The following is an 11,436-nucleotide window of genomic DNA, read 5'->3' as shown; positions in this document are numbered from 1 at the left end:
AGTTCGCCCGAGGTGGGCGAACCTTGGATAGTTAGAGCCTTACTTGCCCGTCTTGACCTTGGTCCAGCTACGGGTCATTAAACGCTGCACCTTCGGGGGTAGCTCGAAGTTGACGAATGTCCGGTCGAGAACCGCCTGCGGTGGGTAAACCGCTGCGTCGGTGCGTATCGATTGCTCCATCAGTTTGTCCGCCCCTGGGTTAGGGTTGGCATAACCGACGTGATCACTGACCTGAGCGATCACCTCAGGTTGCAGCAAATAGTTGATAAAGGCGTGGGCTTCCTTGACGTTGGTGGCATCCTTGGGAATCGCCAGCACGTCAAACCACAGGTTGCCGCCTTCTTTCGGAATCGCGTAGGCGATGTTCACGCCTTTACCCGCTTCGGCCGCCCGGGCCTTGGCCTGGAACACATCACCGGAGAACCCGGCAGCCACGCAGATATTGCCGTTGGCCAGGTCGGAGATGTATTTGGAAGAGTGGAAGTAGGTCACGTAGGGACGCACTTTCAGTAGTTTTTCTTCGGCCTTCTTGTAGTCGTCCGGGTTGGTACTGTTGGGGTTGAGGCCCATGTAGTTGAGTACTGCCGGCAGCATTTCATCCGCCGAGTCCATAAAGGACACGCCGCAGGACGCCAGCTTCTTCATGTTTTCCGGTTCGAACAGCACGGCCCACGAGTCGATATGGTCGACACCCAGTACTTCCTTCACTTTATCGACGTTGTAGCCAATGCCGTTGGTGCCCCACAGGTACGGTACAGCGTACTGGTTACCCGGGTCGTTCTTTTCCAGGCGCTTGAGCAACGCCGGATCAAGGTTGGCGTAGTTCGTCAGCAACGACTTGTCGAGCTTCTGGAATGCTCCGGCCTTGATCTGCTTGCCGAGGAAGTGGTTGGACGGCACGACCACGTCGTAACCCGTGCGCCCGGCGAGCAACTTGCCTTCCAGGGTTTCATTGGAGTCAAACACGTCATACACCGGCTTGATGCCGCTGGCTTTTTCAAAGTTGGCCAGGGTGTCGGGCCCGATGTAGTCCGACCAGTTATAAACATGCACGGTCGATGCGGCCTGCACGCTGACAGCCAGCGTGATACCTGCACCCACCAGCAAGGCTTTGCGAAATAAAGAAAATGGCAAGTGGAGGTCCTCTTAAATAGTTGGGCCCAAAGTTGTTGCCCGGCAACAAAACCGGCGCGCAACTTACCCTCGATAAACCGATCCGGCAAAACTTTCTGTCATTTAATTACTGTACGGTTGCCGCTCTTTGTAGGAGCGAGCTTGCTCGCGAAGAACTCACAGGCAACGCGGGCGACCAGAGGCGCTGCGTTATCGTTGACGATTTTCGCGAGCAAGCTCGCTGCTACAGGTTTCCTCGCTTATTTGCCCGACTTGATCTTGGTCCAGCTGCGTGTCATTTCACGCTGGGTTGCCGCCGGCAAGTCAGCAATGGCGTAGAGCTTGGCCTGCACCTCCGCCGGCGGGTAGATGCCCGGGTCGCTGGTGATGTCTTTATCGACCAGTGCGGTGGCTTTTTCGTTACCGTTCGGGAAACGGACGCTGTTGGTAATGCTCGCCATGACTTCCGGCTTGAGCAGGTAGTTCAGGAACTTGTAGGCAGCGTCGACGTTTTCGGCATCTTTAGGGATGGCGACCATGTCGTAGAAGCTACCAGCGCCTTCTTTCGGAATGTCGTAGGCGACCTTGACCTTGCCACCGGCTTCAGCCGCGCGGGACTTGGCCTGCTGGATGTCACCCGAGTAGCCCACGGCCACGCAGATGTTGCCGTTGGCCAGGTCGGAGATGTATTTGGACGAGTGGAAGTAACCAATCGAAGGACGGATCTTGAGGAACAGATCTTCAGCTTTCTTCAGGTCTTCTTTTTTCTGGGTGTCGGTCGGCAGGCCCAGGTAATGCAGCGCCACTGGCAGCATTTCGGTTGGCGAATCGAGGAAGCTCACGCCGCAGCTTTTCAGCTTGGCGATGTTTTCCGGCTTGAGCAGGGTGTCCCACGAATCGATCTTGTCCACGCCCAGCGCAGCCTTGACCTTCTCCGGGTTGTAGCCGATACCGATCGAGCCCCACATGTACGGGAATGCGTGCTTGTTGTCCGGGTCGCTGACCGACACGGCTTTGAGCAGGGCTTTGTTCAGGTTGCCGTAGTTGGACAATTTGGACTTGTCCAGCTCCTGGTAGACCCCAGCCTTGATCTGCTTGGCAAGGAAGTTGTTCGACGGTACGACGATGTCGTAGCCGGACTTGCCTGCCAGCAACTTGGCTTCCAGGGTCTCGTTACTGTCGAAAACGTCGTACACCACTTTAATGCCCGACTCTTTTTCAAAGTTGGCGATGGTGTCCGGAGCGATGTAGTCGGACCAGTTATAGACGTGCAGCACTTTATCGTCTGCCTGGGCCGCGCCTGCCATTGCGCCCATCAGGGACAAGGCGAGGAGGGTCTTGCCCGCGTTCTTCAAACCTAATGCCTTCATTTGGTGATGCTCCAATTTTTCTTTTTTGGGCCACAAGCTTGTGTGTGTTTCGCGGCCCACAAAGGGCAACAAAACAGGGCGACAGTCTGGCAACTTAGAGGGCCGGCTTTCAACCAAAGCCCTCGATTTATACATGCATATTTATAGCTGCCCAGACGCAGCGGCAAAGCCACCGCGCACTGAGCCTAGCACTTAGCCCTGCAATGCCGCCAAAGTCAGGTCCAGGCAATGCCGAGCCTTGGTTACCAGCTCATCAATTTCAGCCTTGCTGATCACCAGTGGCGGCGAAATGATCATGGTGTCGCCCACGGCGCGCATGATCAGGCCATTCTCGAAGCAGAAGGTGCGGCAGATCATGCCAACGCCACGGCCTTCGTAACGCTTGCGCGTCGCTTTGTCCTGGACCAGTTCAATTGCACCGAGCATGCCGACACCGCGTACTTCACCCACCAACGGGTGGTCAGCCAGCTCCCTCAGACGTTTCTGCAAATACGGTGCCGTTTCGTCGTGAACGCGGTTAACGATTTTTTCATCGCGCATGATGCGGATGTTTTCCAACGCAACCGCCGCTGCCACCGGGTGACCGGAGTAGGTGAAGCCGTGGTTGAAATCGCCGCCTTCATTCAGCACGGCAACCACATCGTCGCGCACGATCAGGCCGCCCATCGGGATGTAGCCCGAGGTCAGGCCCTTGGCGATGGTCATCATGTCGGGCTTGAGGTCGTAGAAATCACTACCGAACCACTCACCGGTACGGCCGAAACCACAGATCACTTCATCGGCGACAAACAGGATGTCGTACTTGGCGAGAATTTCCTTGATGCGCGGCCAGTAGGTCGCGGGCGGTACGATCACGCCACCGGCGCCCTGGATCGGCTCGGCAATAAAGGCCCCGACGTTGTCCACACCCAGCTCCAGGATCTTCTCTTCCAGCTGGTTGGCAGCCCACACCCCGAACTCTTCGGGGCTCATGTCACCGCCTTCGCCGAACCAATAGGGCTGGGCGATATGGACGATGCCCGGGATCGGCAAATCGCCCTGTTCATGCATATAAGTCATGCCGCCCAGGCTGGCGCCAGCCACGGTGGAGCCGTGGTAGCCATTCTTGCGGCTGATGATGGTTTTCTTGTTCGGTTGGCCCTTGATCGCCCAGTAGTGGCGGACCATACGCAACATGGTGTCGTTGCCTTCGGAGCCGGAACCGGTGAAGAACACGTGGTTCATGCCAGCAGGCGCGATGTCGGAAATGGCCTTGGCCAATTCGAGTACCGGCGGGTGTGCGGTCTGGAAGAACAGGTTGTAGTACGGCAGTTCTTTCATCTGCTTGGCGGCGGCGTCGGCCAGTTCATCGCGACCGTAGCCGATCGCCACGCACCACAGGCCGGCCATGCCGTCGAGGATCTTGTTACCTTCGCTGTCCCACAGGTAAACGCCGTGGGCTTTGGTGATGATCCGCGGGCCTTTCTCTTTCAATTGCTTGAAGTCGCTGAACGGTGCCAGGTGGTGCTCACTGCTCAAGGCTTGCCATTCACGGGTTTGCGGGTTGTTGCTGGACATACCAATCTCCTAGACTTTTCAGGTGAGGGCGCGCCGTTCCCACGGCACGCCCGGCGCATCAGACGGCGAAGAGCAGGAATTCCCGCTCCCACGAACTGATCACGCGCTTGAAGTTTTCATGCTCGGCCCGCTTGACCGCGACGTAGCCTGTGATGAATTTATGACCCAGGTATTTCTCGATGGTCTTGCTGTTTTCCATGCGCTCCAGGGCGTCTTCGATGGTCAACGGCAGGCGCAGGTTGCGCCGCTCGTAGCCACGACCAACCACCGGTGCGCTCGGGTTATGGCCTTCGACCATGCCGATGTAGCCACACAGCAGGCTGGCGGCAATCGCCAGGTACGGGTTGGCGTCAGCCCCCGGCAGGCGGTTTTCCACACGGCGGTTTTGCGGGCCGGCATCCGGTACGCGCAGGCCGACGGTGCGGTTTTCTTCGCCCCATTCCACGTTGACCGGCGCCGAGGTGTCGGGCAGGAAGCGGCGGAACGAGTTCACGTTGGGGGCAAACAACGGCAGCAATTCGGGGATGAATTTCTGTAAGCCGCCAATGTGGTTGAGGAACAGCTGGCTCATGGTCCCGTCTTCGTTGGAGAAGACGTTCTTGCCGGTGGCGATGTCGATGATGCTCTGGTGCAGGTGCATCGCGCTGCCAGGCTCGCCGGTCATCGGCTTGGCCATGAAGGTGGCGGCCACGTCGTGCTTGAGCGCGGCTTCCCGCATGGTGCGCTTGAACACCAGGATCTGGTCGGCCAGGGACAGGGCATCGCCGTGACGGAAGTTGATTTCCATCTGCGCCGTGCCGTCTTCGTGGATCAGGGTGTCGAGGTCCAGCTCCTGCAGCTCGCACCAGTCGTAGACGTCTTCGAACAACGGGTCGAATTCGTTGGCGGCTTCTATGGAGAAGGACTGGCGGCCGGTTTCCGGGCGACCGGAACGACCAATCGGCGGCTGCAGCGGGAAATCCGGGTCTTCGCAGCGCTTGGTCAGGTAGAACTCCATCTCCGGCGCCACGATGGGCTGCCAGCCTTTGTCGGCGTAGAGCTTGAGGACTTTCTTGAGCACGTTGCGCGGCGACAGCTCGATCGGGTTGCCTTGCTTGTCGTAGGTGTCGTGGATCACCTGGGCGGTCGGCTCGATGGCCCAAGGCACCAGGAATACCGCGTTCTGGTCGGGGCGGCAGATCATGTCGATGTCGGCCGGGTCGAGCAATTCGTAATAGATGTCGTCTTCGACGTAGTCGCCGGTCACGGTCTGCAACAGCACACTCTCGGGCAGGCGCATGCCTTTTTCGGCGATGAACTTGTTGGTCGGCGAGATCTTGCCCCGGGTGATGCCGGTGAGGTCGCCAATCATGCATTCGACTTCTGTGATCTTGTGGTCTTTCAACCAATCGGTGAGCTGGTCGAGGTTGTTACTCATAAATGCCTCTGGGCTGGGTTTCCTGGCATCCATTAAAGGCCAGGCGTTGGTTGACGCAGCATCCGCGTCGTTTTTTTCGTTCAGAGTAGGAGCTTACCTGCCATTTGCTGCAGCGTTGCATTCCTCAGGCCAAAGTCGTGCAGAATCATGAGCAGCACCTTGCACGGGAGCCGTTCAGGGGTAAATTCGAGGGAAGCGCAGAGGCATAGAAGAGGTCCGCCGAAGCGTCAAGAATATTGGCCGGGGCGCGGGTGTTCACACAGGACGGATGAACGGATGACAAAGCCTGTATGGAGCAGGCCAAGACGCCAAGTGGCGGCAGGAGACACATGAAACACCCCGGTATTATTGCTGTTATGGGTTTGAATCGAGCTTAGCCTTGTTCATTTTTTTACACAACACCCCCGTAAAAAATACAACACGGCCCGCTCAAGCCTGCTGGTCCCACGGCGGTCAAACCGAAAAAACAGCCCCAAAAAGCCTCAAAAAAGCCCTCAAGGCGCTTTTTTAGGGCAAAAAAGGCCTCGCTTGACTTCGGCATGCCGTTCGGGTTGACTGAAACCAGAAAAGATCAATGATTGATATTTTTAACAACAAAGGTGTTGCATCATGTCGGTACCCCCGCGTGCCGTTCAGCTTAACGAAGCGAACGCGTTCCTTAAGGATCATCCTGAGGTTCTGTACGTAGACCTTCTAATTGCGGATATGAATGGTGTGGTGCGCGGTAAGCGCATCGAACGCACCAGCCTCCACAAGGTTTACGAGAAGGGCATTAACCTGCCTGCCTCTCTATTTGCCCTGGATATCAATGGCTCTACGGTGGAAAGCACCGGCCTGGGCCTGGATATCGGTGATGCTGACCGAATCTGTTATCCGATCCCTGACACCCTGTGCAATGAACCCTGGCAAAAGCGCCCTACCGCGCAACTGCTGATGACCATGCACGAACTTGAAGGTGAACCTTTCTTCGCCGATCCGCGCGAAGTGCTCCGCCAAGTTGTAAGCAAATTTGATGACCTCGGCCTGACCATCTGTGCTGCCTTCGAGCTTGAGTTCTACCTGATCGACCAGGAGAACGTGAACGGCCGCCCGCAACCGCCCCGCTCGCCGATCTCCGGCAAACGCCCGCACTCGACACAGGTCTACCTGATCGACGACCTCGACGAATACGTCGACTGCCTCCAGGACATCCTGGAAGGTGCAAAGGAACAAGGCATCCCGGCCGACGCCATCGTCAAGGAAAGTGCTCCGGCGCAGTTCGAAGTGAACCTGCACCACGTGGCCGACCCGATCAAGGCTTGCGACTACGCGGTACTGCTCAAGCGCCTGATCAAGAACATCGCCTACGACCATGAGATGGACACCACCTTCATGGCCAAGCCTTACCCAGGCCAGGCAGGCAACGGTTTGCACGTACACATTTCGATCCTGGACAAGGACGGCAAGAACATCTTTGCCAGCGAGGATCCCGAGCAGAACGCCGCATTGCGTCACGCGATCGGCGGTGTGCTCGAGACCCTACCCGCCCAAATGGCGTTCCTGTGCCCTAACGTCAACTCCTACCGTCGTTTCGGCGCACAGTTCTACGTGCCGAACTCGCCGTGCTGGGGCCTGGATAACCGTACCGTGGCGATTCGCGTACCGACCGGCTCGTCCGATGCGGTGCGTATCGAACACCGCGTGGCCGGCGCCGATGCCAACCCCTACCTGCTGATGGCTTCGGTCCTGGCAGGCGTGCACCACGGCCTGACCAACAAGATCGAACCGGGCGCTCCCGTGGAAGGCAACAGCTACGAGCAGAACGAGCAAAGCCTGCCGAACAACCTGCGCGATGCCTTGCGCGAGTTGGACGACAGCGAGGTGATGGCCAAGTACATCGATCCTAAATACATCGATATCTTCGTCGCCTGTAAGGAAAGTGAGCTGGAAGAGTTCGAACACTCCATCTCCGACCTTGAGTACAACTGGTACCTGCATACCGTGTAAGCAGTGGTTGTACTGAAAAACGCCTCCGACCTTTGGTCTGTGGCGTTTTTTTATGGGTTTCTTCTGGTTGACCGAGTCGGCCTCCTCGGGAGCAAGCCCCCCTCCCACACTTGACTGCATTTCAAGGTTGGAACGCAGTCAACTGTGGGAGGGGGCTTGCTCCCGATGGCGCCTTGGCAGACAACACCGGTTCCTGCTCATACAATGCCCGCTGCCTTGTAGGAGACTTCCATGCCACCCCGCCCCGCCGCCCCTCGCAAACCCCGCGCCCGCAGCCAGGCCCGGATCGACGCGATCCTTGATGCCGCCCGTACCTTGCTGGCCGCCGAAGGCGTGGCCAGTTTGTCGATCTACAGCGTGGCCGAGCGTGCGCAGATTCCACCGTCATCGGTGTATCACTTTTTTGCCAGTGTGCCAGCGCTGCTCGAGGCACTGACGGCGGACGTCCACGCCGCCTTCCGGGCAGCAATCCAGGCGCCCATCGAGCATGGTTCACTCAAGCACTGGCGTGACCTGTCCTGCATCGTCGAGCAACGCATGCTCACCATCTACGACCAAGACGCCGCCGCCCGCCAACTGATCCTGGCACAGCATGGGCTGACCGAAGTGACCCAGGCGGATCGCCAGCATGATCTGGAACTGGGCGACTTGATGCTGGAGGTGTTCAATCGTCACTTCGAGGTGCCGAGCCTGCCTAAGGATGTGGACGTGTTTGCCCTGGCACTGGAACTGAGTGACCGGGTGTATGCGCGCTCGGTGCATCAGCATGGGTTGATCACGCCGCGCATGGCGGAGGAAGGGATGCGGGTGTTCGATGCCTATGTCGGGCTTTATTTGCCGGCGTATCTGCCCAAGCGATAAGCCTTGTGTTGACTGGGATGGCCTCATCGGGGGCAAGCCCCCTCCCACATTTTGAATGTGTTCACAGATCAACATGTGGGGGGGCTTGCCCCCGATGACGGCCTCAAGAGCGACGCAAATCACAACTTGGCGATCGACACCTCGGTGGACTTAACAAAGGCAATCACTTCGCTGCCAATCACCAGCTCCAGCTCTTTGACCGAGCGGGTGGTGATCACGGAAGTGACGATGCCGGATGCCGTCTGCACGTCGATTTCCGACAGTACATCGCCTACCACGATTTCCTTGATGGTGCCTTTGAACTGGTTACGCACGTTGATGGCTTTAATAGTCATGGTGTTCTTCCTTCGTGGGACAAGTGAGTTATTGAGCCCAACGCAATTGCGTAGGCAACGGTGAAACAGGTTCGGGCTCCGGCGGGGTGCCGGGCAACGACAGCACACGGTTGAGCACTTGCGCTTCCAGCGCGGCCAGGCGGTGTGAGCCACGGGCGCGTGGACGCGGCAGATCGACGAGCAGGTCCAGGCCGATTTCGCCGTCTTCGATCAGGATCACCCGGTCGGCAATGGCCACGGCTTCACTGACGTCATGGGTCACCAGCAACACCGTGAAGCCGTGTTTTTGCCAGAGGTTTTCGATCAGTTGCTGCATCTCGATACGGGTCAGGGCGTCCAGGGCACCCAGCGGTTCGTCGAGCAGCAGCAGGCGCGGCTGGTGGATCAAGGCGCGAGCCAACGCCACCCGCTGCTTCTGCCCACCGGACAAGGCCGCCGGCCACTCATTGGCACGCTCGGCCAGGCCGACCGCTTCCAAAGCTTCCAAGGCTTTAGGGCGCCAGTTGCCTTTGAGGCCAAGCCCGACGTTGTCGATGATCTTTTTCCACGGCAGCAGGCGCGCTTCCTGAAACATCAACCGCGTGTCTTCAATCGCCTCGCTCAGCGGCGCGGAACCGGCCAGCAGCTCGCCGCCGCTGGCTTTGTCCAGGCCGGCCAACAGGCGCAGCAAGGTACTTTTACCGCAACCGCTACGCCCGACCACGGCGACGAACTGGCCCGCGGGGATATGCAGGTCGATGCCCTTCAGCACTTCCCGCGCGCCAAAGGCCTTGCGCAACTTACGCACCGCCAGCGGGATGCCTTTCAACAGGCGTGGAGGTTGTTGAGCAGTCATGCCGCACCTCCTTTATTGACTTGATACGCCGGGTGCCAGCGCAGCCATACACGTTCCAGGCCGCGCGCGGCCAGGTCGGCCAGCTTGCCGAGGATGGCGTACATCACGATGGCCAACACCACCACGTCGGTTTGCAGGAATTCGCGAGCGTTCATCGCCAGGTAGCCAATCCCGGAGCTGGCAGAGATCGTTTCCGCCACGATCAGCGTCAGCCACATAAAGCCCAGGGCAAACCGCACGCCCACCAGGATCGAAGGCAGCGCACCCGGCAGGATCACTTGCCAGAACAGGCTGAAACCGGACAAGCCATAGCTGCGCGACATTTCCACCAACGCCGGGTCGACGTTGCGGATGCCGTGGTAGGTGTTGAGGTAGATCGGGAACAGCGTGCCGAGGGCCACCAGGAAAATCTTCGCGGTCTCGTCGATGCCGAACCACAGGATCACCAATGGAATCAGCGCCAGGTGCGGCACGTTACGGATCATCTGCACCGAGCTGTCCAGCAGGCGTTCGCCCCACGTCGACAGGCCGGTGATAAACCCAAGCGCCAGGCCGATGCCGCCACCGATCACAAAGCCCAGGCCGGCCCGCCAGCCACTGATCGCCAGGTGCGTCCAGATTTCGCCGCTGCGCACCAGGTTGACCCCAGCCTCAATCACCGCGCTGGGCGCCGGCAGGATGCGCGTCGACAACCAGCCCGCCGACACTGACAGCTGCCACACCGCCAACAACAATACCGGCAACACCCACGGCGCCACGCGATGGCTCAATTTTTCAAGGTTCATGGCGCTGCCTCAGCTCTGTGATGCAGCTTTGGGAAGGATATCGTTGGCCACCATCTCGCCGAACGGGCTGACGTAACCGGCGCTTTTCGGCAGCTCGGGACGTTCGATATCCAGGTGTGGGAACAGCAGTTCGGCCACGCGATACGACTCTTCCAAGTGTGGATAGCCGGAGAAGATAAAGGTGTCGATGCCCAACGCTGCGTACTCCTTGACCCGGGCGGCCACGGTCGGACCATCGCCCACCAGCGCAGTGCCTGCCCCGCCGCGTACCAGGCCAACGCCCGCCCACAGGTTGGGACTGACTTCCAGGTTGTCGCGGCTGCCGCCATGCAAGGCCGCCATGCGTTGCTGGCCGACGGAATCGAAGCGCGCCAGGGAAGCCTGGGCACGGGCGATAGTGTCGTCGTCCAGGTGGGAGATCAGTTTGTCGGCGGCTTTCCAGGCTTCAGCGTTGGTTTCGCGCACAATCACATGCAGACGAATGCCGAAACGCACGGTGCGCCCCAGCTTCGCCGCCTTGGCCCGCACCTGTTCGATTTTTTCGGCAACGGCAGCCGGTGGCTCGCCCCAGGTCAGCACCATGTCCACTTGCTCAGCGGCCAGGTCCTGGGCCGCTTCCGAGGAACCGCCGAAGTACAGCGGCGGACGCGGTTGCTGGATCGGTGGGTAAAGCAGCTTGGCGCCTTTGACGCTGATGTGCTGGCCGTCGTAATCCACGGTCTCGCCTTCCAGCACGCGCCGCCAGATGCGGGTGAATTCCACCGAGGCCTGGTAGCGCTCTTCGTGACTGAGGAACAAACCGTCGCCAGCCAATTCTTCCGGGTCGCCACCGGTCACCAGGTTGAACAACGCCCGGCCACCGGACAGGCGGTCGAGGGTCGCGGCCTGACGCGCCGCCACCGTCGGGGAAATGATCCCGGGGCGCAGCGCCACAAGGAATTTCAAACGCTGGGTCACCGGAATCAGCGAGGCGGCCACCAGCCACGAGTCTTCGCAGGACCGGCCGGTGGGGATCAATACCCCGCCGAAACCGAGACGGTCAGCGGCCTGGGCCACTTGTTGCAAATAACCGTGGTCGACGGCGCGAGCGCCTTCGGCGGTGCCAAGGTAATGGCCGTCGCCGTGAGTAGGCAGGAACCAGAAAATATTGAGGCTCATGGAGTTGTCTCCTGAAGAA

The 11,436-nt window shown here is 59.3% G+C and carries 10 protein-coding genes; 2 read left to right on the top strand and 8 right to left on the bottom strand.

Annotated elements, in window-relative coordinates:
- Positions 1-39 precede the first annotated feature (39 nt).
- The 4 genes from QU606_RS01750 to QU606_RS01735 all read right to left on the bottom strand — a co-directional run bounded on the left by QU606_RS01750 (position 40) and on the right by QU606_RS01735 (position 5,457).
- The gene (locus tag QU606_RS01750; protein WP_024077974.1) at positions 40-1,134 is read right to left on the bottom strand and encodes a polyamine ABC transporter substrate-binding protein; all 1,095 of its coding nucleotides are present in this window, start codon (positions 1,132-1,134) and stop codon (positions 40-42) included.
- 239 nt (positions 1,135-1,373) lie between these two features.
- Complete coding sequence (locus QU606_RS01745; RefSeq protein ID WP_041161317.1) at positions 1,374-2,468, bottom strand: polyamine ABC transporter substrate-binding protein; 1,095 nt, start codon at positions 2,466-2,468, stop codon at positions 1,374-1,376.
- Positions 2,469-2,675: 207 nt separating this feature from the next.
- Positions 2,676-4,040, bottom strand: a complete 1,365-nt coding sequence (locus QU606_RS01740; RefSeq protein WP_024077976.1) for an aspartate aminotransferase family protein — start codon at positions 4,038-4,040, stop codon at positions 2,676-2,678.
- 58 nt (positions 4,041-4,098) lie between these two features.
- Positions 4,099-5,457, bottom strand: coding sequence for a glutamine synthetase family protein (locus QU606_RS01735; RefSeq protein ID WP_017845082.1), 1,359 nt, complete (start codon positions 5,455-5,457; stop codon positions 4,099-4,101).
- Positions 5,458-6,066: 609 nt separating this feature from the next.
- Between QU606_RS01735 and QU606_RS01730 the strand changes: the two genes are divergently transcribed.
- Together QU606_RS01730 and QU606_RS01725 are read left to right on the top strand one after the other, a co-directional pair.
- On the top strand, positions 6,067-7,443 hold the full coding sequence (locus QU606_RS01730) for a glutamine synthetase family protein (RefSeq protein ID WP_003213894.1): 1,377 nt from the start codon (positions 6,067-6,069) through the stop codon (positions 7,441-7,443).
- A 231-nt stretch (positions 7,444-7,674) separates the two neighbouring features.
- Positions 7,675-8,304: a TetR/AcrR family transcriptional regulator gene (locus QU606_RS01725; RefSeq protein ID WP_024077977.1), complete on the top strand. Its 630-nt coding sequence runs from the start codon at positions 7,675-7,677 to the stop codon at positions 8,302-8,304.
- 119 nt (positions 8,305-8,423) lie between these two features.
- On the opposite strand, the gene QU606_RS01720 is transcribed toward QU606_RS01725, so the two are convergent.
- Genes QU606_RS01720 through ssuD form a run of 4 tightly spaced genes read right to left on the bottom strand, consistent with a single transcriptional unit; the run spans position 8,424 to position 11,417 of the window.
- Positions 8,424-8,639 (bottom strand): molybdopterin-binding protein, encoded by a 216-nt coding sequence (locus QU606_RS01720; protein WP_003176783.1) that lies wholly within the window; start codon positions 8,637-8,639, stop codon positions 8,424-8,426.
- A gap of 28 nt (positions 8,640-8,667) precedes the next feature.
- Positions 8,668-9,474, bottom strand: a complete 807-nt coding sequence (ssuB, locus tag QU606_RS01715) for an aliphatic sulfonates ABC transporter ATP-binding protein (protein ID WP_024077978.1) — start codon at positions 9,472-9,474, stop codon at positions 8,668-8,670.
- Positions 9,471-10,259 (bottom strand): aliphatic sulfonate ABC transporter permease SsuC, encoded by a 789-nt coding sequence (gene ssuC / locus QU606_RS01710; RefSeq protein ID WP_024077979.1) that lies wholly within the window; start codon positions 10,257-10,259, stop codon positions 9,471-9,473. Before ssuC ends, ssuB begins: the two co-directional genes overlap by 4 nt.
- A gap of 9 nt (positions 10,260-10,268) precedes the next feature.
- Positions 10,269-11,417 (bottom strand): FMNH2-dependent alkanesulfonate monooxygenase, encoded by a 1,149-nt coding sequence (gene ssuD / locus QU606_RS01705; protein WP_024077980.1) that lies wholly within the window; start codon positions 11,415-11,417, stop codon positions 10,269-10,271.
- Between the last annotated feature and the right edge of the window lie 19 nt (positions 11,418-11,436).

This window comes from Pseudomonas sp. OVF7 (assembly GCF_030644265.1).
GTDB classification, from domain to species: Bacteria; Pseudomonadota; Gammaproteobacteria; order Pseudomonadales; family Pseudomonadaceae; genus Aquipseudomonas; species Aquipseudomonas gorinensis.
The sequence above is the reverse complement of the archived record's forward strand: the minus strand, read 5'-3'. Positions and strand labels throughout refer to the sequence as shown.